Origin of the sequence: Aeromonas sp. R10-1, assembly GCF_040908465.1 — a bacterium.
GTDB classification, from domain to species: domain Bacteria; phylum Pseudomonadota; class Gammaproteobacteria; order Enterobacterales; family Aeromonadaceae; genus Aeromonas; species Aeromonas caviae.
The window spans coordinates 102,611-124,718 of record NZ_JBFODT010000024.1; the positions used below are offsets into that span (position 1 = coordinate 102,611).

Genomic DNA, 22,108 nt, shown 5'->3' on the forward strand with positions numbered 1-22,108 from the left:
GTCATCGTGATGCCGCCAGTCAGGGCACCGGGGGCCACAACCCTAGGCAGGCCGCCCCCAATTCGGGTAACATGCACGGCACTGTATCATCCCAACAGGCACATAAAGAACGTATTATGGCAACTGATCCTCGTAGAATGCTGGTAACCTGCGCCCTCCCCTATGCCAACGGCTCCATCCATCTCGGCCACATGCTGGAACACATCCAGGCCGATATCTGGGTTCGTTATCAGCGAATGCGTGGCCATCAGGTGCATTTCGTCTGTGCCGACGATGCCCACGGTACGCCCATCATGCTCAAGGCTCAGCAGATGGGGATCTCGCCGGAAGAGATGATTGCCGCCGTCTCCCAGGAGCACCAGGGGGATTTTGCCGGTTTCAACATCAGCTTCGACAACTACCACTCCACCCACAGTGACGAGAACCGCGAGCTGGCGGGCGTGATCTATGGCCGCCTCAAAGAGTCAGGCAAAATCAAGATCCGCACTATCTCCCAACTGTTCGATCCGGAAAAATCCATGTTCCTGCCGGATCGCTTCGTCAAGGGCACCTGCCCCAAGTGCAAGTCCCCCGATCAGTACGGTGACAACTGCGACGCTTGCGGCGCCACCTACAGCCCGACCGAGCTGATTGATCCGAAATCCGCCGTCTCCGGTGCGACCCCGGTGATGAAGGACTCCGAGCACTACTTCTTCGACCTGCCCCAGTTCGAAGCCTGGCTCGCCGACTGGGTACGCGGCTCCGGCGCCATCCAGGAAGAGATGGCCAACAAGATGCAAGAGTGGTTCGAAAGCGGCCTGCAGCAGTGGGACATCACCCGTGACGCCCCCTACTTCGGCTTCGAAATTCCCGGTGCCCCCGGCAAGTACTTCTATGTCTGGCTGGACGCCCCCATCGGCTACATGGCGTCGTTCAAGAACCTGTGCAACAAGCGCGGCGACATCGACTTCGACAGCTACTGGAAAGCGGACTCCGACGCCGAGCTCTATCACTTCATCGGCAAGGACATCGCCTACTTCCACTGCCTCTTCTGGCCGGCCATGCTGGAAGGCGCGAACTTCCGCAAGCCGACCAAGGTCAACGTGCACGGCTATGTGACCGTCAACGGCGCCAAGATGTCCAAGTCCAAGGGCACCTTCATCAAGGCGTCCACCTATCTCAAGCACCTGGATCCGGAGTGCCTGCGTTACTACTACGCCGCCAAGCTCAACAGCCGCATCGACGATCTGGACTTGAACCTCGAAGACTTCGTCTCCCGCGTCAACGCCGATGTGGTCAACAAGCTGGTCAACCTGGCCTCTCGCAACGCCGGCTTTATCGCCAAGCGTTTTGACGGCAAGCTGGCCGCCACCTGCGCCGAGCCCGCACTCTACGCCGAGTTTGCCAACGCCAGCGCCAGCATCGCCGAAGCCTATGAAGCGCGCGAATTCAGCCGAGCCATCCGCGAGATCATGGCCCTGGCCGACAAGGCCAACCGCTATGTGGACGACAAGGCTCCCTGGGTCATCGCCAAGCAGGAAGGGGCGGATGCCGAGCTGCAAGCCGTCTGCTCCGTCGGCATCAACCTGTTCCGCGTGCTGATGGCCTACTTGAAGCCCGTCATGCCGCAACTGGCCGAGCGCGCCGAAGCCTTCCTCGGCGAGACCCTGACCTGGGACGGCATCGCCGCCCCTCTGGTCGACCACGGCGTCTCTCCCTTCAAGGCGCTCTTCTCCCGCATCGAGTCCGCCAAGGTGGATGCCATGGTGGAAGCGTCCAAGGAAGATCTCGCCAAGGAGCAGAGCAAGAAACCGGCAGGCCCCCTGGTGGACGATCCCATCAGCGAGACCATCACCTACGACGACTTTGCCAAGATTGACCTGCGGGTGGCGCTGATCAAGAAAGCCGAAGCGGTGCCGGAAGCCGAGAAGCTGCTGAAGTTGCAACTGGACATCGGCGGCGAAACCCGTCAGGTGTTTGCCGGTATCAAGTCCGCCTACAACCCGGAAGATCTGGAAGGCAAGCTGACCGTGATGGTGGCCAACCTGGCCCCGCGCAAGATGCGCTTTGGCATGTCCGAAGGCATGGTGCTGGCGGCAGGTCCGGGCGGCAAGGATCTCTGGATCCTCGAGCCCCAGGAAGGTGCCCAGCCGGGCATGCGCGTGAAGTAATACGCCCCTTCCCGGACAGTCCCAATAAAAAGAGAGGCCAATGGCCTCTCTTTTTTTTACCTTGTGGGGTGCTTACTGCCCGCTCTGCAGCAATGCCATGCGAAGGGCGACCAGCTCCGCCTGATGGCAATCCAGTTGCAGTAGTTGGCAGCGGATCTCTGTTTTCAGGGCTCGCCGTTGCTGGCCTCGCCCGGTTTTGCCCCCAAGGCGTCTGAGCCATTGGCGCCTGTCCTGCAATTGCCCAAGTCGCTCCTGCCAGCTCACCAGCATGGACAACCAGGCCGGATCCCCTCCCCCCTGTGCCGTCAGCAGCTCCATCCCGTAGCGCGCCTGTTTCAGCACCAGACGCAGCCGGTGCCAGCACCGAAGTTTCGCCCTGATGCCCACAGGAAGGGAGGTGGTCTTCGCCAGTGCATCCGACAGTGACAGCGCCAGATGCAGCCGAAACAGCGGCAAGAGATCGACCCCGACGGGCACCTCTTCCAGTCGGTCCAGCCAACGGGCCAGCGGGCCGGTCAACAGGGGGACCCGTGGCAAGTGGCTCTGCCGAAGCGAGCCACCATGATGCTGCGCATAGACCTGGGCATCGCGCAGGGCGGAGAGCGTGCCGACGGCACGGGTCAATCGCCGCTCCAGCTCGGGCTCATGAATGAGGGGTCGCCACAGGGCGAGCAGCGCCAGCAGGCGACGGGCCGCTATCCGGTAGGCATGCACCTCTTCCATCCCCTTGTGCTGGCGCAGTGCCAAGGTCGCCCCCCGATATTGCCCAACGAGCCGGTTGGCCTGCGCAATCCCGCTCTCCCCCATGAACCCTCCCGGCTAGTTGGTATGAAAACCGGTTCCGGTGGGTGGCAACGCCTGGGTGCACTCCATTCGGGTGACGGTGGCGGTTCGGGGCCCGTGCTCAAGCCAGCCCAGCATCATCTGAACCTTCTGTTCGGGACCGGCAATCAGGATCTCCACCGAACCATCTTCCAGGTTGTAGGCATGCCCCCGCAGCCCCAGTTGCAGCGCCCGCTCCCGGGTGAAGTAGCGAAACCCCACCCCCTGAACCTGACCCCACACCCGCACGACAAACGATTGCTCTCCCATTTATCACACCTTTCCCTTAAGTAATTTTTCCCCGGGGCGATAATGAGCGCGACACTCTCTTCCCCTTGCAGGACGCAATACCATTATGAAAGAAGTAAAGTTTCGGTGGGTTGACCGTTATCTCATTCACCTCACGATCAGCGAGAAATTTCTCATCACCTTCTGGTGCCCCCTGGTGTTCATCGCCTTCCTCACCTGGTATCTGCTGGCCGACGGCCATGATCAGGCGATGCAGCTCAGAGTGGATCAGCTAAAAGGGCGGGTCGAGACCACGGCCCAGCTGGTGAGCCAGCAGCCGACCCTTACCCTGCCCGCGGATCTCGTACTCACGCCTGGCGCCGCCACCGGCCTTAGCCAGCAGGGAGACATCTATCGCTATGGCGCCAGCGCAGGTCAGGCGGGCGTCGTCTCCGGCACCCTGGATACGAGTCACTACGCCCTCTGGGATGGTCAGGGCACCACGCTCACCATCATCGCGGTGCTGGCCGCCCTGCTGGCCCTCATCACCCACTATCTGATGACCTTTGTCTCGGGGGCGCTCTACTCCACCAACAAGGCATTGCAGACGGTAGCGAACGGCGATCTCACCTTCCGGCTCAACTTCTTCCCGGTGCGGGACGAGTTCTCCATTCTGGCGGGCAGCATCGACACCTTCACCGACCGCCAGCACAAGATAGTGCAACTGGTGGAAGAGTCCGCCGATGCCCTTACCCTGGCCGCCGACGAATTTCGCGAGCATGCCAGCGACGGCGAGCAGCTTGCCCGTGCCCAGCGCCAGCACATGGACTCCCTGGCCGCAGCCATGGAGCAGATGTCCGCCGCCATCCGGGAAGTGGCCCGCAACGCCAACGACACCCTGCTGCAAACCCGCCAGTCCAGCGACGAGGCGACTCACGGGGCACAGCGGGTGGCACGTACCATCACCGCCATCCGCACCCTGGCAGACGAGATTGGCAATGCCTCGGGCGCGGTCGAGCGGCTGACTCACAACGCCAATCGCATCAACGAAGTGGTCAACGTCATCAACGCCATCTCCCAGCAAACCAACCTGCTGGCCCTCAACGCTGCCATCGAGGCCGCCCGGGCTGGTGAACAGGGACGCGGCTTTGCGGTGGTGGCCGACGAGGTGCGCACCCTCGCCAGCCGCACCCAGCAGGCCACGGTGGAAATCCAGCAGATGATCGAGGAGCTCCAGGCCGGGACCGGGGCGTTGAACGACATCATGGAGAAGACGGTGGGGCGCGCGGCCGACAGCCAGCAGCTCATCACCGAGGTGGGCATGGACATCGAGCGGCTCAGCAACCACAGCGACGCGGTGCTGGAGATGAGCACCCAGATCGCCACCTCCAGCGAAGAGCAGAGTTCGGTGGCAGAGGAGATCACCCGCAACCTCGACAAGGTGCGCCACGAGGCGAGCCGGGTGGAGGAGTCCGCCAGCGCGGCGGTTGCCGGCACCACCGGCCTCAAGGGAACCGCCAGCGAACTCGGTCAGGCGCTCACCGGCCTGCGGATCTGACCCCCTCCGGCAGGCCATCGTCCAGATGGCCTGCCATGTCTGGGCCAGGCGCTGGGGACGCGCGAAACAGCCCGTTCGACCCTGACCGCGTGTGGATCCACGGATCCCGGTAGACGCGGCTTGCGTGCCTACCCTCACAGCCCCTACTATATGCCCCCTTCTTTTCTACCATCGGCAACTACCCATGAGCGCTTCCATCTATCTCGTCAAAGGCCGCGAAAAATCCCTGCTGCGTCGCCACCCCTGGATCTTCTCCAAGGGCATTGAGCGGGTGCAGGGCAACCCCGTTGACGGCGATACCGTCGAGATCTTCACCCATGACGGCAAATGGCTCGCCCGTGGCGCCTGGTCCGGCAGCTCCCAGATCCGTGCCCGGGTCTGGACCTTCGACAAGGATGAGAGCGTCGATCTCGACTTCTTCATCCGTCGCCTAAAATACGCGCAGGAGTCCCGCGATGGGCTCATCAAGCGTCAGGGCCTCACCGGCTATCGCCTCTGCGCCGCCGAATCCGACGGTCTGCCGGGCCTGACCATCGACCGCTACGCCGACTTCCTGGTGTGCCAGATTCTCTCTGCCGGTGCCGAGTTCCAACGTGAGCTGATCACGCAAGCGCTGCGTACCCTCTACCCCGAGTGCAGCATCTATGAGCGCTCCGACGTGGCCGTGCGCAAGAAGGAAGGGCTGAAGGAGCGCACCGGCGTCATCCATGGCGAGACCCCGACCGACCCCGTGGTGATCGAGGAGAACGGCGGCGTCAAGATCCTGGTCGATATTCGTAACGGTCACAAGACGGGTTTCTATCTGGATCAGCGGGACAACCGCCTTGCCGCAGCGAAATACACTGAAGGCAAGCGGGTGCTCAACTGCTTCTGCTACACCGGCGGTTTCGGGGTCTATGCCCTCCAGGGCGGTGCCAAGGAGGTAGTCAACGTCGATCTCTCCCAGAATGCGCTGGACATCGCCCGCCAGAACGCCGAACTGAACGGTCTCGATACCAGCAACACCCAGTTCGTCCGCCACGACGTCTTCAAGCTCTTGCGCGAATATCGCGAGAAGGGCGAGAAGTTCGATGTCATCGTGCTGGATCCGCCCAAGTTTGCCGAGAGCAAGGCCCAGCTGCTGGGCGCCTGCCGCGGCTACAAGGACATCAACATGCTGGCCTTCCAGCTGCTGGCACCGGGTGGTGTGCTCTTGACCTACTCCTGCTCCGGCCTGATGGAGCAGAGCCTGTTCCAGAAAATCGTCGCCGATGCGGCCCTCGATGCCGGTCGCGATGCCCAGATCCTGGAACTCCTGTCCCAGGCATCCGATCACCCCATCGGTACCGCCTATCCGGAAGGCTTCTACCTCAAAGGGCTGGTGGTGCGCGCCCGCTAAGCCGAGCAGACCAGCGCTGCCCCCCTTGTCCCCCGGTTCCAGATCCGGGTCCGGCAAGCCATCAAAAAGCCCGCGATCAAAGCGGGCTTTTTTCATGCGGCCGCCAAAGAGATAACCTCCCCCCGACTTTGCCACCAACAGCGATTGCTGCCCCCATCCCTCCTCTTCAACTGACGACTGCCATCCTCAATCAAAGGTTGCCGCATCGTTAACCCGATTCTCATCTCTCTTTCACTACACAACCCACCAGCAGAGACATGCCCGGCATTTTTTTATGCAAAAGCATGAAATATTACGCATCAACATTCAAAAATCCTCGGGGAAATATCAGCCATAAACGCATACCCACTCATTTGAATGAATATTGCTGTTTTCCCCTGCAATGGATCACGCCATGCCCCTGTCCGCCTCGTACATTGTCTGGGCGGCAGTGCCCCGCCCGCCACAAATCATCCCGTTCAATCACGTGCCGGCGCGCCCAGCGGGAAGTAGTGTCGAAATGGCCTCGCCTCCTCCACCACCCGCACGATGGAGGGATGATTGAGCAGACGGGCGCGATAGGCACGCAGACGACCATAGCCAGCCGGGATCTCGTGGGCCCAGTCGGCGTAGAAGAGCGAGGGTGCGGCGGCGCAATCGGCCAGCGTGAAGTCTGCGCCGGCAATCCAGTGGCGTCCTTCCAGTCGCTGATCAAGCCAGGGGTAGATCTGATTGAGCAGCTCGCGGGCCTCCGCTACGCCATAGCGGTCGCGATCCGCGACCGGGCGCAGCGCATCCAGCACCACTTTTTGCATCGGCGTCATCACATAGTTGTCGAAGACGCGATCCAGCATATGCACCTCCAGGCCCGCATCGCCGGGCGGGATCAGGCTGACGGGGCCCGGATGGTGCGCCTGCAGATGGGCGACGATGGTGCTGCTCTCGAGGATGCAGCGACCATCATCCAGCAACACCGGGAAGCGCTTGAGTGGCCAAAGGGCGGCAAGTTCGGCGTTCGCCGCCAGCTCTTCGAGATTCCGATACTCGAACGGGGTGGCATTCTCGTAGAGAGCGATCAGCACTTTCTGGCTGTAGGACGAAAAGGGGTGGGCATAGAGTTTCATGGGGATATTCCTGACGCTCAGAGGGATGACTTCCCTAGTCTAGATCCCCTCTCTATTTTCGATGCGTCCCTATCCCATGCTGGTTTTGGGATGATAAACGCCCATTCATGACGGCAATCACACTCGTATGACTCTCTTTTAAGTAGGGTGATCCCGCCTGGGCCGCCAAGCCGGGGCTGCCGACTCATCAGGATTGATGAGCGGCACCACAACAAAAATTGATGTCAGGCCAAGCTGAACATCATCAAGGATCCCGCCATGAATCAATCATTACCACTGTTGACGCCGCTGCGGGGCATCGCTGCCCTGATGGTGGTGCTGTTCCATGCCCGCTTGCTGCTCTTTCCCCAGTGGATGGAGTCGATCGCCGGCCACACCCAACTCATCGAGAACGGCTACCTCTGGGTCGATCTCTTCTTTATTTTGAGCGGGCTGGTGCTGGCCCACGTCTACGGGGAGGCCTTCGCCCGCACGCCCAGCACCATAAGTTATGGCCGCTTCCTCTGGCTGCGGCTGACCCGGGTTTATCCCCTCTACCTGGTGACCCTGCTGCTGCTGGTGGGCTGGGAGCTCTACAAGGCCCACCATGGGATTGGCTTCTACGCCGGCCCCCTGTTCAAGATGTGGGAGTGGGAAGGAATGCCTCCGTTCGGCTCACCCTTTACCCCGGCCGAGGCGCTGCCAAGCAGCCTGTTGCTGCTGCAGGTGGTGACCGATCACGGATTGACCTGGAACTTCGCCGCCTGGTCGCTCAGCGTGGAGTGGATTAACTATCTGCTGTTTCCGCTGCTCATTCCCCTCGCCGTCACCCGCAGCCGCTGGAGCAACCTCGCCCCCTTGCTGGCCCTGACGGTGCTGGCCTTTATCGTGCACAGTCGCGGTACCCTGGATGTCACCAGCGGGGCGCTGGCCATCGGGCGCGGGGTGAGTGAATTCGTGCTCGGCCTCTGGCTGCTGCCGAAGGTGAAGGCTGACCGCCAGTGGCCCATGATGCAGCGGGATCTGCCGCTGCTGTTCGCCTTTCTGCTCCCCTTCGCGCTGATGCAGTTCACCATGACGCCGCAGCTGACCCTGCTGCTGATCAGCGCCTACGTGTTGCTGATCTGGATTGCCGCCTGCCAGGGCGATCGCCAGAGCCCGCTGCTGCGCCTCCTGGACAACCGCTTCACCAACTGGCTGGGGGATCTCTCCTACTCCATCTACCTGCTCCACGCCCTGGTGTTGCTCACCGGCTGCGAGCTTGTCCACTCTCTGGCGCCGGGGCTCACAACATGGTGGTATGCCCAGACCAACCCCTTGCTGGGGGTGTTGGCCACCTTGTTGATGCTCGCCGTGCTGATCGGGCTCTCGGCGCTGAGCTACATCCTGCTGGAGCGGCCGCTGCAACGGCGACTGCGCCGGCTAGGCAAGGCTCCCCAACCAGTGATGGAGCAAGCTGGCTAGTTTCCGTCGCCACATGCTGCCCCGATGCAAGACCGGCACGCCGTCGGGGCGGCTCAAAGTGAGACTAGCCTGAGCAAGGCGAAGGGAACGGATCTTTTTGAACCCGACAATCCCCTGCGCTTTGTGTGAATTCCAGTTCGAATCAAGAGGGCCGTCTGTGGCATAATGGCCCGTCCTGTGGTCCTTGGCGGGACTTCGCCAGCGCATCCTGCCCTCCTCCTGTCCTGCCAGGCAGCCTGACATCACTGTGTTCACAGGCCGCCAGGACCACCCTATTTTTGCGCGCACATTTGACGGCACACTGCGCCGCAGCACTTATTTGCACACGCAAATCTGCCCACACAAGGGGAAAGCATGTCTTCCATTCGTCTGACCCAATACAGCCACGGCGCTGGCTGCGGTTGCAAAATCTCCCCCAAGGTGCTCGACACCATCTTGAAGAGCCAGATCCCGGGCTTTGACGACCCCACCCTGGTGGTCGGCAACAGCAGCAAAGATGACGCCGCCGTGGTCGACATCGGCAACGGCCAGGGCATCGTCTCTACCACCGACTTCTTCATGCCCATCGTCGACGATCCCTTCACCTTCGGTCGCATCGCCGCCACCAACGCCATCAGCGACATCTACGCCATGGGCGGCAAACCCATCGTCGCCATCGCCATCCTCGGCTGGCCCGTCAACATACTCGCACCTGAAGTGGCCCAGCAGGTGATCGACGGGGGTCGCCAGGTGTGTCACGAGGCGGGCATTTCTCTGGCAGGCGGTCACAGCATCGACGCCCCCGAGCCCATCTTCGGCCTCGCAGTGACCGGTATCGTGCCACTCGACGCCATCAAGCAGAATGACACCGCCCAGGTGGGCGACACCCTCTATCTGACCAAACCCCTTGGCATCGGCATCCTCACCACCGCCCAGAAGAAGGGCAAGCTCAAGCCCGAGCATGAGCAACTGGCCCCGGATGCCATGTGCACCCTCAACAAGATTGGCCAGCGCTTCGCCGCCTTACCCGGCGTGCACGCCATGACCGACGTGACCGGTTTTGGACTGGCAGGCCACCTGCTGGAGATGTGCGAAGGTTCCGGCGTCAGTGCCCGTCTGGACTTCAAGGCGCTGCCGCTGCTGGACGAGGTGGATTACTACCTGAGTGAGGGCTGCGTACCGGGCGGTACCCTGCGCAACTTCGACTCCTATGGTGACAAGCTGGGCGCCATGGATGATCGCACCCGCAACATCCTGTGCGACCCGCAGACCAGCGGCGGCCTGCTGGTAGCCGTCGGTAAAGAAAGTGAAGCCGAGCTCCTTGCCATTGCCGCACAGGCAGGGCTGACCCTCTCTCCCATCGGCCAGTTGCAGGCCCGCACCGGCAACCAGTTCATCGAGGTTGTCCAATGAGTACCCTGCCACTGGCCACGGATTACGCCCGGATCTTTCTGGATGAGGTTCCACTCATCGATCTGCGCGCCCCCGTCGAGTTCAAGGAAGGGGCCTTTCCCACCGCCGTCAGCCTGCCGCTGATGACGGACGAGGAGCGTGCCCGGGTCGGTACCTGTTACAAGCAGGAGGGTCAGGCCGCAGCCATCGCCCTGGGCCATCAACTGGTGGGAGGCGCGGTGCGCGCCGCGCGCATGGAAGGCTGGCTGGCCAGGTTGCGCCAGCAACCCGACGCCCTGCTCTACTGTTTTCGCGGCGGCCTGCGCTCCCAGACAGTGCAGCAGTGGCTGGCCGAGGCCGGCATCACCCGCCCCCGGGTCGCGGGCGGCTACAAGGCGCTGCGCCACTTTCTCATCGACACCCAGGCGAAGGCCAGTGCAGAGTGCGACTGGACCGTGCTGACCGGCATGACCGGCTCCGGCAAGACCCACATGCTGGCGCACATCACCCAGGCGGTGGATCTGGAAGGGCACGCCCGTCACAGGGGGTCGTCGTTTGGCCAACTGCCGGGTGGGCAACCCGGCAACATCGACTTCGAAAACCGGCTTGCCATCGAGCTGCTTCAGCGTCGCAACCGGGGGGAATCACAGTTTGTGCTGGAAGACGAGAGCCGTCTCATCGGTCGCTGCGCCCTGCCACTCAACCTTTATGAGGCCATGTGCCGGGCTCCTCTGGTGGTGGTGGAGGTGCCGCAGGAGGCACGGGCCGAGCAGATCCGCACCGATTACGTGCAGGATCTCTGGCTGCGCTATCTGGAGTTCCATGGGCCAGATGCAGGCTGGCCCCTCTTTGCCGGCTACCTCACCGACGCCATGGCCAGGCTTAAGCGCCGACTCGGGGACAAGGATTATCGCGAACTCGATGGGCTGTTGCAGGCCGCCCTCAGGGAACAGGCCCAGAGCGGGGACACCCGCGCCCATCTGGTCTGGATCAGACTGCTGCTGACTCGCTACTATGACCCCATGTACCGCTATCAGCTGGACAACAAGCGCGAGCGGATCCTGTTTCGTGGTGACAAGGAGGCCTGCCTCGCCTTCTTCGCCAAACGCTCCCCCCTTCAGACCCCTCAGGAGAGTCCCACATGTTGAAGTTCGAGGTGATCCCGGTCACCCAGTTCGCCCAGAATTGTTCTCTTATCTGGTGTGACGAGACCCGCCAGGCTGCCCTCGTCGATCCCGGCGGCGAGGCGGACAAGCTGCTGGCCGCCATAGCCAAACGGGGGCTGACCCTCACCCATATCCTGCTGACCCACGGCCATCTGGATCACGTGGGCGCCGCCGCCGAGCTGCGCGAGAGAACCGGTGTCGCCATTACCGGCCCCCACAAGGAGGATGCCTTCTGGCTCGATATCCTGCCCCAGCAGAGCCAGATGTTCGGCTTTGCCCATACTCCGGCCTTTACACCGGATAGCTGGCTCGAACAGGGTGACAAGGTACAGGTTGGCAAATGCGAGCTGGAGGTCTATTTCTGCCCGGGCCACACTCCGGGCCACATCGTGCTGCTCTGCCAGGCAGAACGCCTCGCATGGGTGGGGGATGTGCTCTTTGCCGGCAGCATAGGCCGCACCGATTTCCCGCGCGGGGATCACGGGACGCTGATCAAGTCGATTACCGAGACCCTGCTGCCGCTCGGGGATGAGATCGTCTTTATTCCGGGCCATGGCCCGAGCTCCACCTTTGGTCACGAACGGGCCAGCAATCCCTATCTGACACAGCCCATCTGGTAATCCCCCCGCTCCTCGCGGGCATCCCATTGCGCCTTGAGGCGCAAGATCTCCGGCATGATCTCGAGAAAACGGGAGAGCAGCCGGGGATCGAAGTGCTGGCCGGAGCCATCGCGCATGGTGGCCAACACCCGGTTCAGGGGCCAGGGCTCCTTGTAGGGACGACGTACGCTCAGGGCGTCAAAGACGTCGGCGATGGCCACGATCCGCGACGCCTCGGGGATCCCCTCGCCGCTCTCGCCGGCGGGATAGCCGGAGCCGTCCCATTTCTCGTGGTGGTGCAGGGCAATCTCCGCCGCCATGCGAAAGATGGGGGCATCGGATCGCCTCAAGATCTCGTAACCGATGCGCGGGTGACTTCGCATGATGACCCACTCCTCCTCGGTGAGGGGACCGGGCTTCTTGAGGATGTGGTCAGGGATACCAATCTTGCCCATGTCGTGCATGGGGGCTGCCAGCTCCAGCAGATCCGACTGCTCCGGGCTCCAGCCCGCCGCATCAGCCAGGGCCCGGGCGTAAGCGGCCATGCGCCAGATATGCACCCCGGTGTCGGTGTCGTTGTAGTGGCCCGCCTCGCTCAGCATGACGATGGCGGTGCGATAGCTGCACTCGAGCTGATCGAGGCGCACCAGGGAGAGATGATTGCGCACCCGGGCACGCACCGTGCTCGGACAGACCGGCTTGTAGATATAATCCACTCCGCCCGCCTCGAACCCCTGGCTCTCGCTGTCTGCGTTGTCGCTCGCGGTGATAAAGAGCACCGGGATCCCAGCGTGAGCCGGATCGGCCTTGAGCCGGCGGCACACTTCGTAACCATCCATGTCGGGCATGCGCACGTCCAGCAGGATAAGTGCCGGTTCGTGACGCCCCACGGCGGCCAACCCCTCCTCTCCCCCTTTGGCAAAGAAGAGGTTGTATTCCTCCTTGAGGATTTGCCGCAGCAACCCGAGGTTGCTCGGCTCGTCGTCGATGATCAGCACGCGCGGTCGACTCATGGCGCAGGTTCCTCCCGATCCTCCAGATAATCCTCCAGCTTGCGGGTGGCGAACGGGATATCGAACAGCTCCAGGGCTGCGCTTATCTCGCTCACTAGTTCACAAGGAAGGTGACTCCTTGCCTGGCTCAGCGCCGGCTCAATCAGATCCAGATCCTCGCTCACCATGGCCTGATGCAGAGCGTGCAGACAGACCTCCCGCGCTTCCCCCTGGGCCAGCGGGGAACTGACCGCGCCCGGCTCGCGCCCGGCATAGGTATCGATGGAGTGTTGTGCCCGCTCCAGGGCCTCGAGGAAGGGTGCGATAAGCTGGCTGGTGTCGCCACCCTGCTCGATGGCCTCGTTCAACTCGGCACTGATACGCGCCACATCGGTGAGTGACAGGCTCCCCGCCACCCCCTTGAGCTTGTGGGTCAGGCTCGCGGCCGCATCGGTCTCGTGCTGGGCGATATAGTCCGGCAACACGGTACCAACCGTCATGTAGTCATCGCGAAAACGCCGCAGGTATTTAAGATAGACCGAGGCTTCACCCCAGTTGCGCAGTCCGGTATCGATATCGATGCCGGCCACCGGCTCATGGGGGAGTGGCTCGTCGCTCACGGTGAGCGGCAGGACGCAGTCCGGCAGATAACGCAGCAAGGTCGCGATAAGCTGCTCCACATCGAGCGGCTTGGCGATGAAGTCGTTCATGCCAGAGGCCAGCGCCGCCTCCCGCTGATCCTTGAATACCCCTGCGGTGAGTGCCAGCACGGGAGTCTCCTCCCGCCCCGGCAGCAGACGCAGGCGACGGGTCGCCTCGTAGCCATCCATCACTGGCATCTGCACATCCATGAGCACCAGATCGATGCGCCGTGCCGGATCTGCCAGGCAGGCCAGGGCTCGCTCCCCATCGATGGCGGTCATCACCTCGGCCCCCTCCCGTTGCAACAAGCGGGTCGCCACCTCCAGGTTGATGTCGCTGTCATCCACCAGCAGTATGTGCACGCCCGGCAGGCGCAGACGGCGCTGGCCACTCTCAAGGGGCTCCACATGCTCGCGCTTCTCGTGGATGAGACGCGCCACCGCGTTGTAGAGACTGGAGCCGGTGACCGGTTTGTGCAGCACCAGATCCACCTGATCCGAGCCGGGGCGGTGCATCAGTTCATCCTGGGAATAGGCGGTCGCCATGATGATGATGGGTGAACGCTCCTGCTGCTCGAAGGCGCGGCGAATGGCCAGGCAGGTCTCGAGCCCGTCCATGCCCGGCATGATCCAGTCGAGCAGGATCACGTCGAAACGCTCCCCCTGGCGCAGCAGATGGTGCAGCGCCTGCTCACCGGACTCCACCACCCGCGACTGCCATCCGAGGGAACCCACCGTCATCGACAGGGCGTCGCGGGTCACCTGATTGTCGTCGGCGATAAGCAGCGAGATGTGCTGCAGGCGCTCGTTCAAGGCCTCGGGCCGCTCCACCTGCTCCAGCCGGACGCGGAACCAGAATTCGCTCCCCTTGCCAAGCTCGCTGGTGACGCCGATATCCCCCCCCATCAGATTCACCAGGCGGCGACTGATGGTCAGACCAAGCCCGGTGCCCCCGAAGCGGCGACTGGTGGAGGAGTCTGCCTGGGAGAATGCATTGAAAATGTTGGCCTGCTGCTCGGGGGGAATGCCGATCCCGGTGTCGCGCACCCGAAACAGCAAGGTGGCCATGCCGTCTTGCTCTGATTCCAGCACAACCTTGACCTCCACCTCGCCGCGTTCGGTAAACTTGATGGCATTGCCGGTCAGGTTGAGCAGCACCTGCTCGAGGCGCAGGGCGTCCCCAATCAGATGGGAAACCGGCTCGGGGGCACTGCTCACCACCAGTTCGAGGTGCTTCTGGCCAACGCAGGTGGACATGATGGCCGCCACGTGGTCGAGCACCTCTTCGAGACTGAATGGCACCCGTTCAAGCTCGAGCCGACCCGACTCAATCTTGGAGAAATCAAGGATGTCGTTGATGATCCCGAGCAGTGCCTGCCCGGCCTGGTGGATTTTGCGCACCAGGGCATGTTGACCATCGTCGAGCCCTCCCTGTTCGAGCAGGTAGGTCAGCCCCATGATGGCGTTCATGGGGGTGCGGATCTCGTGGCTCATGTTGGCGATGAAATCCCCTTTGACCTGTGCCAGCCTGGCCGCTTCCTGCTGAGCCATCTGCTCCCTGTGCCTGCTGCGCACCAGTGCAGCCACCCCGGCACCAAAAAGCAGCAGCAGCATAGCGCTGGTGGCCGAGATGATCCCCCAGATGTGGGTGCGAATGGCCTGCAGCTCGCTGCGCGGCACCAGGGACGCGGCTTTCCAGATCAGCTGATCATGATTCTGTGCCGGGTACAGGGTGGTCCAGCTCCAGAGCCCGTCGGCAGACTCCATCTGGCCGTTTGATGCGTCCCAGAACGCCTGCCAGGCCTGGGGGGAAGTGTGCTTCAGGGTGAGATCCGGGCGCTCGAGCATGAAGCCCCACTCCCGGGATGGGTCCGGGCTGCGCAGCCAGTATCCGTCCTGGTTGAACAGCATGGTGTGATCGGCTGCCTTGCCGCTGCTGTCGGCAAACTCCTTGAGCATACGGGCGGCCTGGACGTTGATAAGCAGCAAACCAAGATCACGCCCCCCAAGGCGCAGACGCTTGGCAATGCGGATCATGGGGTTGAAGGGGCGATCGATCACCCCGTGTTCAACGTTGAGATCGAGCGGCGAGACGTAGACCCGCTCCCAGGGCAGCGCCATGGCATCACGAAAGTAGTAACGATCCCCCTTGTTCTGCAACTGGTCGTCCGCTACCCGCCACAGACGCTGACCCTGACGATCGATGCGCACTAGCTCCATGCCATCCGGGGCAAGCCAACGCACCTGGGCATAGTCGGGATTGCGGTTCATCAGGATGGTGAACTGGACGGCCAGGGTCTCACGGTCATTGCGACCCGCCGCTTCGAGCAGAATGGGTTCTTCCGACATGCTGCGCACATGGCGCAGTGGCACCGCCAGCTCGCCGTCAAGGCGGCCGCTGGCAAGCGCCAGGAAGGTGTTCTCATCGCTGCGAACGCGATAGAGCTCGCGCTCGATCAGTGCATTGCCCAGCAGATAGCCACCCGCCAGGACCAACAGCAGAATAGGTGAAAACAGCAGGATATATGTCCGTACGATTCCTTTCATAACGGTCAACATCGCCCCGAAAAATGGACTTGCCCGAGTACTTTTTGAACATCAGAGCACCACAACACGTGTCCTGCTGTCAATCATGCCTACAAGTAAAGACCAATAGTGCTGTTTGAGTATTTTATTTTCCCGGAAAAAATGCTGTAAAAACAAAGAGGCCACCCGATTGGGTGGCCTCTTCACAGGAAAGTTCGTTGTCGATTAGACGCGAACGAAATCCAGGTGAACCAGCTTGTAGCGAACCGGGTGACGCTGGATAGCTTTCACGTTCACTTTGACTTCTTCACCGTTGATGACCAGGGTCAGCTCGGAGGAGTAGAACTCCGGCTTCTCTTGGGCCAGGATCAGCTTTTTGTGGTCCAGGGTAACGGACACGGCTTCTTTGCCTGCACCGTAAACGATGGCAGGAACCAGGTCAGCATGACGCAGGCGGCGGCTCGCACCTTTCCCCAGGTCAGAACGGACTTCAGCTTGGAATACGAAAGACATAGTGATTATCTCTTTTAAGATGAATGTATGGTGTTGACTGCGACCGGTCAGCACCTCGCAAAACGAGCGCGAATACTAGCACGGGCCCGGAGGGGATACAAGGAAAGAACCCGCGTCACTCCTCTCTAGGCAAAAAGGCACTCCACCACGCCTCTCGCCATCCCCTAACGCCCCTGCTCCAGACGGGCAAACTGCTGCTGTCGCTGGGCCGGGCTCAGGGCATCGAATTGCGCCAGAGTCTGCGCTTTGGGGCAATAGAGGCGCAGCCCGGCTTGCACCCGGATCCCTTTGACCATCCTGTCACGATTTTCCTGCACCAGCGCCAGCAGATAACTGTAAGTATCCGAGCCGCCGGCCTCCTTTGACTGAAGCTGGCTTGCAATGCGCCACAGGGTTTCTCCCGCCGCCACCTGATGACAAACCCGCGATGCCTCTCCTGCCGCCGTGGCGGAAAGAGTCAGGGTCGCCTGCTCAGGGGCAGAATCTGCGGTGGCCATGGGCTGTGCATCTCCCTGCCTTGCCAAGGCCTGTGTAGGGACCTGCCCCCCAAGCCGTGCGAGCAAGGGCTCCCCCAGGGGCATCCGCGCCTTCTTCTCCCGAGGCAGGGAGAACTCGGCGACAAAGGCGACAGCGCCCGGGACTTCGAACGAGGAGGCCGAGGAGGCGGCTTGCAGTACTGATTGGTGGGGAGCCATGCCATAGGCCATCTCATCTATGCGCTTTAGCCTGGCCAGGTAAGCCTTGGAGAGCTGGGCCTCCCCTTCGAACAGCTCGAAGGGGGGCACCAGCCGGGCAGGAAAGAGGATCTGCCAGCGGCCGTTCTTCTTTCTCTGTTCAAGAGGGGGAAACTGATTGCCCCGCCAGGCCGCAAAAATGGGCGGCACGGGGCGCTGCACCGGATAGTACTCCGGGTTGAGCTGCACCCAGGTTTGTTCCGCAATGGGTTGATACCCGCTGATGTTGACCAGTGCCACCCCCAACCAGATCCCCAGCATATGACGGCCTCCCTTCCCTTTGGCGTCCCGTTGCTTTCACACTATGGCTCAGAAAACAGATAGATAGCAGCTTAGCACTGGGCAATGGCGCTCTGCACCCGTTTATCCGAGATAGGGTATGGCGTCCCCAGTTGCTGGGCGAAGAAGGAGACTCGCAGCTCCTCGATCATCCAGCGGATATTGGCCACCTCGGTGGGAATAAGCTGGGATTTCGGGATCTTGGCCAGCAGCGCCTTGTATTCCGACTCCACGCTGTGCACCTTGAGCATGTAGACCCTATCCCGGTTGGGATCGATGGCGAGCTTCTCCAGGCGCCGCTCGATGGCCCGCAGGTAGCGCAAGAGATCCGGCAGCCGCTGCCAGCCAGTCTCGGTGACAAAGCCCTTGTGGATGAGGTTGCCGAGCTGCTGCTGGATGTCCGACATGGCAAAGGCGGTGTCGAGCTGCATCTTGCCCTTGAGCCGCTTCTTGATCTCATGGGAAAGGGTCAGCACGGCTTCCACCTGCTTGGCAACCTCCACCACCGCATCGTTGAGCTCGGCGCGGACATACTCCTTGAGCGCCTCAAAGCCGGCTTCGTCCCACGCCATGCCGCCGTGCTGCTCAATCAGCTTGTCACAGCCACAGGCGATGCAGTCGTCAATCAGCTCGGCCACCTTGCCAAACGGGTTGAAATAGAGCCCGAGCTTGGCCTTGTTGGGCAGCTTTTCCTGCAGGTACTTGATGGGAGATGGCACGTTGAGCAGCACCAGCCGACGCTGGCCAGCCCACATCAGCTGCTGCTGCACCACCGGACTCTCCACCAGCTGGATGGCGACCGAATCCTTCTGATCCACCAGGGCCGGATAGGCTTTCACCTCGAAACCGCCCCGCTTCTGACTGTACTCCTGGGGCAGCTCGCCAAAGCTCCACAGGGTGAGGCCAGACTGCTCGATATCGTCGTCCGCCACTTGCGACAGGGTCTCCTGCACCTTGCCGCGCAGGGACTCTTTCAATGCCTCCAGATCCTTGCCTTCCGCCACCTTCTTGTGCTTGTCGTCCACCACACGGAAGGTGAGTTTCAGGTGATCGGGCACCGCAGCCCAATCCCAGGATTCACGGGGCACGGTCACGCCAGTCATGCGGCGCAGCTGGCGCTCCATCTCGTCCAAGAGCGGCCCCTGCTCGGGGTTGATGCTGGCGAGCAGCGCATCGGCATAGTTGGGGGCCGGCACGAAGTTCTTGCGCATCGGCTTTGGCATCGACTTGATGAGGGCCACCAACAGCTCGTGACGCAGCCCCGGGATCAGCCACTCGAACCCCTTCACCTCCACCTGATTCAGGAGCGGCAGCGGGATATGCAGGGTCACGCCATCCGCCGCCTCCCCCGGCTCGAACTGATAGGTCAGCTTGAGCTTGAGGCGCCCCTGCTGCCAGAAGTTGGGGTAATCGAGATCGCTGATGTGGGCGGCATCCCCCTTCATCAACATCTCTTTTTCGAAGTTGAGCAGCTCGGGATCCTGCTTTTGCGCCTCCTTCCACCACTTGTCGAAGTGGCGGGCGGAAATCACATCTTCCGGCAAACGGGCATCGTAGAAGCGGAACAAGTCCTCATCATCCACCAGAATATCGCGCCGACGGGATTTGTGCTCCAGCGCCTCTATCTCGGCCAGGAGCTTGCGGTTATCGCTGAAGAAACGGTGGCGGGTCTCGAAATCCCCCTCCACCAGCGCACGGCGGATAAACAGCTCGCGGCACAGGGCCGGATCGATGCGGCTGAAGTTGATGATGCGCTCGTTGACCAGAGTCAGGCCATAAAGCGTCACCTTCTCCTTGGCCATCACGGCGCCGTTTTTCTTCGACCAGTGAGGGTCGCTGTGGTGCAGCTTGATGAGGTGACCTGCCAGCGGCTCCACCCACTCGGGTTCAATCTTGGCGTTGATGCGGGCATAGAGGCGCGAGGTCTCCACCAGCTCGGCGGCCATCACCCACTTGGGCGGCTTCTTGAACAGACCGGAGGCCGGGAACAGGTGGAAACGGCCGTTGCGGGCCCCGAGGAATTCGGGCTTCTCCAGATCCTTGTTGCCGATGTGGCTCAAGAGGCCGGTCAGCAGGGCGCAGTGCACCGTCTTGAAATCCGCCGGTTCCTGGTTGGCTTTAAAACCCAGCTCTTTGACCGTCTGACGCAGCTGGAAGTGAATGTCCTGCCACTCGCGCACCCGCAGGTAGGAGAGAAACTCCTTCTGGCACATGCGGCGGAACGGATTGCTGCCAAGGGCATCCTGCTGCTCTTTCAAGTAATTCCACAGATTGACGAAGGCGAGGAAGTCGGAATCCTTGTCCTCAAAGCGTCTGTGCTGCTCGTCGGCGGCCTGCTTCTTCTCCATGGGGCGCTCGCGAGGATCCTGAATACTGAGAGCCGCAGTGATCACCATCACCTCGCTCAGACAGCCGGTCTGCGCCGCGCTGATCACCATCTTCGCCAGACGCGGATCAAGAGGAATGCGCGAGAGCTGGCGTCCGGTCTCGGTCAGCTGCAGTTTCGCTTCGCGATCGCCGGTGGCGGGCAGCTCGCGCACCGCCTCCAGCTCTTTCAAGAGAGTCAGGCCATCCTTGATATGGCGTGACTCGGGTGGCTCGACGAACGGGAAAGCCTCCATATTGCCAAGGCCAAGCGCCAGCATCTGCAGGATGACCGATGCCAGGTTGGTGCGCAGGATCTCGGGGTCGGTAAAGGCGGGACGGCCGTTGAAATCCTCCTCGGAGTAGAGGCGGATACAGATACCGTCCGCCACCCGGCCGCAGCGCCCTTTACGCTGGTTGGCACTGGCCTGGGAGACCGGCTCGATGGGCAGGCGCTGCACCTTGGTACGCCAGGAGTAGCGGCTGATGCGGGCGGTGCCCGGATCGATGACGTAACGAATGCCCGGCACCGTCAGCGAGGTCTCCGCCACGTTGGTGGCCAGCACGATACGCCGACCGGCGTGGGGCTGAAACACCTTGTTCTGCTCGGCGTTGGAGAGGCGGGCGTAGAGCGGCAGCACCTCGGTATCGCGCAGGTTGAGCTTGCGCAGGGCATCGGCAGTATCGCGGATCTCCCGCTCGCCGTTCATGAAGATGAGGATGTCACCCAGCCCTTCGCGTGCCAGCTCTTCCACCGCATCGAAGATCCCCTGCAGTTCGTCGCGCTCCTCCAGCCCTTCGCTCTTGTCACTGCTTTTTTTATCAACAAACAGTGGGCGGTAACGCACCTCCACCGGGTAGGTGCGACCGGAGACCTCGATCACCGGCGCCTTGTTGAAATGACGGGAGAAACGTTGCGGGTCGATAGTGGCCGAGGTGATGATCACCTTGAGATCGGGGCGTTTGGGCAACAGTTGCTTGAGATAGCCCAGGATGAAGTCGATGTTGAGGCTGCGCTCGTGGGCCTCATCGATGATGATGGTGTCGTACTGGGTCAGCATCCGGTCGTTCTGGATCTCGGCCAGCAGGATACCGTCGGTCATCAGCTTGATGTGGGTCTGCTCGCTCACCTGATCGGTAAAGCGCACCTTGTAACCCACGTAGTGGCCGAGTTCGGACTCCATCTCCTCGGCGATACGGGCCGCCACGGTGCGGGCCGCCAGACGGCGCGGCTGGGTGTGGCCGATAAAGCCCTTCACACCGCGCCCGAGCGCCAGACAGATCTTGGGGATCTGGGTGGTTTTGCCCGAGCCGGTTTCGCCGGCGATGATCACCACTTGATGCTCTTCAATGGCTTTGGCGATCTCCCCCTGCTTCTGGCTGACTGGCAGATTGTCCGGATAGGTGACCTTGGGCACGCCCGCCAGACGGGACTGGTAGCGCGCCTGTGCCACATCCAGGTCAGCGGCGATGGTCTCGAGCACGGCAGCCTGCTTGGCTTCCGGCAGCTTCTTGACCCCGTGCAGTCGACTGGAAAGACGGCGGGCGTCGAGATTCATGCAGGCGGTAAGACGGCGGCGCAGCGCCTCGATAGAGAGAGACAAGGTACGAATTCCTTAAAAGAGTGCCCATCAAGGGCCATATCGATAGCTGGGGGAGATCCTAAAGAGCGAGGCTGTGCGGTGCAAGCCTTAAAGCGCCGCGCCAGCACATCAAGCCGGAGGCGTCATGACCGTCACGGATGAAAAGAGCAGGCCGGTGCCTGCTCTTTGAAAACAACCAGACAACACCGCTCAGACTCTGGCCTGATGCACGAAACAGGTGCCAAGCTGGGCGTGGATGGCCTGCATCACATTGTGGCGGTTGATGACCCCGAGCAGGCGCCCCTCCTCCACCACAGGATAGATCTTGGGCTTTTGACCCATCATCATCTCCGCCAGATCCAGGATGCTGGTGTCGGGGCCGACTGCCAGCACCTCCTTGCGCATCACATCCCTGACCTGGGCCACCTGTTCACAGTGGTAGGCCTCCTTGAGCATGACGGCGATGCAATCCTGCTCGGAAACCCAGCCAATCAGATGTCCCTGGCTGTCCACTACGGGGCCGCCCAACTGATGACTGTTGAGAAATTTTTCCACCGCCGCCTGTACCATCATCTCTGCGCTGAAGGTGATGGGCTTGGTCTGCATGTAGTCCTTTGCCTTGAGTGATTCCATGACGCTTTCCCCCAACGAGCCTCCC

Annotated in this window: 16 protein-coding genes; 7 read left to right on the plus strand and 9 right to left on the minus strand. The window is 61.9% G+C overall.

From position 1 onward, the window contains the following. The first annotated feature begins 116 nt into the window (after positions 1-116). The gene (metG, locus tag AB5Y93_RS11980) at positions 117-2,150 is read left to right on the plus strand and encodes a methionine--tRNA ligase (RefSeq protein WP_368229429.1); all 2,034 of its coding nucleotides are present in this window, start codon (positions 117-119) and stop codon (positions 2,148-2,150) included. 72 nt (positions 2,151-2,222) lie between these two features. On the opposite strand, the gene AB5Y93_RS11985 is transcribed toward metG, so the two are convergent. Next, complete coding sequence (locus AB5Y93_RS11985; protein ID WP_368229430.1) at positions 2,223-2,957, minus strand: CHAD domain-containing protein; 735 nt, start codon at positions 2,955-2,957, stop codon at positions 2,223-2,225. A 12-nt stretch (positions 2,958-2,969) separates the two neighbouring features. Further along, positions 2,970-3,242, minus strand: coding sequence for an acylphosphatase (locus AB5Y93_RS11990; RefSeq protein ID WP_010674727.1), 273 nt, complete (start codon positions 3,240-3,242; stop codon positions 2,970-2,972). Between the two features lie 85 nt (positions 3,243-3,327). Here AB5Y93_RS11990 and AB5Y93_RS11995 point away from each other — a divergent pair, with 85 nt between their 5' ends. Continuing rightward, positions 3,328-4,758: a methyl-accepting chemotaxis protein gene (locus AB5Y93_RS11995; protein WP_010674726.1), complete on the plus strand. Its 1,431-nt coding sequence runs from the start codon at positions 3,328-3,330 to the stop codon at positions 4,756-4,758. Between the two features lie 184 nt (positions 4,759-4,942). Beyond that, positions 4,943-6,136: a class I SAM-dependent methyltransferase gene (locus AB5Y93_RS12000; protein ID WP_039039155.1), complete on the plus strand. Its 1,194-nt coding sequence runs from the start codon at positions 4,943-4,945 to the stop codon at positions 6,134-6,136. 458 nt (positions 6,137-6,594) lie between these two features. Here AB5Y93_RS12000 and AB5Y93_RS12005 read toward each other — a convergent pair whose 3' ends face one another. Then, positions 6,595-7,239 (minus strand): glutathione S-transferase family protein, encoded by a 645-nt coding sequence (locus tag AB5Y93_RS12005; protein ID WP_368229431.1) that lies wholly within the window; start codon positions 7,237-7,239, stop codon positions 6,595-6,597. Between the two features lie 258 nt (positions 7,240-7,497). On the opposite strand from AB5Y93_RS12005, the gene AB5Y93_RS12010 reads away from it, so the two are divergent. The 4 genes from AB5Y93_RS12010 (at position 7,498) to AB5Y93_RS12025 (ending at position 11,839) form a co-directional block, all read left to right on the plus strand. After that, a complete protein-coding gene (locus AB5Y93_RS12010) occupies positions 7,498-8,682 on the plus strand; it encodes an acyltransferase family protein (RefSeq protein WP_368229432.1) in 1,185 nt (394 codons plus the stop codon). A gap of 354 nt (positions 8,683-9,036) precedes the next feature. Then, entirely contained in the window at positions 9,037-10,074 is a 1,038-nt protein-coding gene (selD, locus tag AB5Y93_RS12015; protein ID WP_053288201.1) for a selenide, water dikinase SelD, read from the plus strand. Then, a complete protein-coding gene (mnmH, locus tag AB5Y93_RS12020; RefSeq protein ID WP_323928532.1) occupies positions 10,071-11,201 on the plus strand; it encodes a tRNA 2-selenouridine(34) synthase MnmH in 1,131 nt (376 codons plus the stop codon). The genes selD and mnmH overlap by 4 nt, the downstream gene beginning before the upstream one ends. Then, positions 11,195-11,839, plus strand: a complete 645-nt coding sequence (locus tag AB5Y93_RS12025; protein ID WP_042017624.1) for an MBL fold metallo-hydrolase — start codon at positions 11,195-11,197, stop codon at positions 11,837-11,839. Before mnmH ends, AB5Y93_RS12025 begins: the two co-directional genes overlap by 7 nt. On the opposite strand, the gene AB5Y93_RS12030 is transcribed toward AB5Y93_RS12025, so the two are convergent. The 6 genes from AB5Y93_RS12030 to AB5Y93_RS12055 all read right to left on the minus strand — a co-directional run bounded on the left by AB5Y93_RS12030 (position 11,815) and on the right by AB5Y93_RS12055 (position 22,083). Next, a complete protein-coding gene (locus AB5Y93_RS12030) occupies positions 11,815-12,831 on the minus strand; it encodes an HD domain-containing phosphohydrolase (protein ID WP_069651254.1) in 1,017 nt (338 codons plus the stop codon). The genes AB5Y93_RS12025 and AB5Y93_RS12030 overlap by 25 nt on opposite strands. Beyond that, the gene (locus AB5Y93_RS12035) at positions 12,828-15,998 is read right to left on the minus strand and encodes a response regulator (RefSeq protein ID WP_368229434.1); all 3,171 of its coding nucleotides are present in this window, start codon (positions 15,996-15,998) and stop codon (positions 12,828-12,830) included. The genes AB5Y93_RS12030 and AB5Y93_RS12035 overlap by 4 nt, the downstream gene beginning before the upstream one ends. A 204-nt stretch (positions 15,999-16,202) precedes the next feature. Next, positions 16,203-16,490 carry a 50S ribosomal protein L25 gene (gene rplY, locus AB5Y93_RS12040; RefSeq protein ID WP_010674717.1) on the minus strand — a complete coding sequence of 96 codons (288 nt, stop codon included), beginning with the start codon at positions 16,488-16,490 and terminating at the stop codon, positions 16,203-16,205. Positions 16,491-16,654: 164 nt separating this feature from the next. Next, entirely contained in the window at positions 16,655-17,485 is an 831-nt protein-coding gene (locus AB5Y93_RS12045) for a hypothetical protein (protein WP_368229435.1), read from the minus strand. A gap of 71 nt (positions 17,486-17,556) precedes the next feature. Next, complete coding sequence (hrpA, locus tag AB5Y93_RS12050) at positions 17,557-21,471, minus strand: ATP-dependent RNA helicase HrpA (RefSeq protein ID WP_368229436.1); 3,915 nt, start codon at positions 21,469-21,471, stop codon at positions 17,557-17,559. Positions 21,472-21,660: 189 nt separating this feature from the next. Beyond that, positions 21,661-22,083, minus strand: a complete 423-nt coding sequence (locus AB5Y93_RS12055; RefSeq protein ID WP_010674714.1) for a CBS domain-containing protein — start codon at positions 22,081-22,083, stop codon at positions 21,661-21,663. Positions 22,084-22,108 lie beyond the last annotated feature (25 nt).

Excerpts from the sequence above, each read along its gene's own strand:
- AB5Y93_RS11995 (WP_010674726.1), top strand. The coding sequence starts at position 3,328 with ATGAAAGAAGTAAAGTTTCGGTGGGTTGACCGTTATCTCATTCACCTC.
- AB5Y93_RS12030 (WP_069651254.1), bottom strand. The coding sequence starts at position 12,831 with ATGAGTCGACCGCGCGTGCTGATCATCGACGACGAGCCGAGCAACCTC.
- mnmH (WP_323928532.1), top strand. The coding sequence starts at position 10,071 with ATGAGTACCCTGCCACTGGCCACGGATTACGCCCGGATCTTTCTGGAT.
- metG (WP_368229429.1), top strand. The coding sequence starts at position 117 with ATGGCAACTGATCCTCGTAGAATGCTGGTAACCTGCGCCCTCCCCTAT.
- AB5Y93_RS12045 (WP_368229435.1), bottom strand. The coding sequence starts at position 17,485 with ATGCTGGGGATCTGGTTGGGGGTGGCACTGGTCAACATCAGCGGGTAT.
- rplY (WP_010674717.1), bottom strand. The coding sequence starts at position 16,490 with ATGTCTTTCGTATTCCAAGCTGAAGTCCGTTCTGACCTGGGGAAAGGT.
- AB5Y93_RS11985 (WP_368229430.1), bottom strand. The coding sequence starts at position 2,957 with ATGGGGGAGAGCGGGATTGCGCAGGCCAACCGGCTCGTTGGGCAATAT.
- AB5Y93_RS12035 (WP_368229434.1), bottom strand. The coding sequence starts at position 15,998 with ATGAAAGGAATCGTACGGACATATATCCTGCTGTTTTCACCTATTCTG.
- selD (WP_053288201.1), top strand. The coding sequence starts at position 9,037 with ATGTCTTCCATTCGTCTGACCCAATACAGCCACGGCGCTGGCTGCGGT.
- AB5Y93_RS12025 (WP_042017624.1), top strand. The coding sequence starts at position 11,195 with ATGTTGAAGTTCGAGGTGATCCCGGTCACCCAGTTCGCCCAGAATTGT.
- AB5Y93_RS12005 (WP_368229431.1), bottom strand. The coding sequence starts at position 7,239 with ATGAAACTCTATGCCCACCCCTTTTCGTCCTACAGCCAGAAAGTGCTG.
- AB5Y93_RS11990 (WP_010674727.1), bottom strand. The coding sequence starts at position 3,242 with ATGGGAGAGCAATCGTTTGTCGTGCGGGTGTGGGGTCAGGTTCAGGGG.
- AB5Y93_RS12000 (WP_039039155.1), top strand. The coding sequence starts at position 4,943 with ATGAGCGCTTCCATCTATCTCGTCAAAGGCCGCGAAAAATCCCTGCTG.
- AB5Y93_RS12010 (WP_368229432.1), top strand. The coding sequence starts at position 7,498 with ATGAATCAATCATTACCACTGTTGACGCCGCTGCGGGGCATCGCTGCC.
- AB5Y93_RS12055 (WP_010674714.1), bottom strand. The coding sequence starts at position 22,083 with ATGGAATCACTCAAGGCAAAGGACTACATGCAGACCAAGCCCATCACC.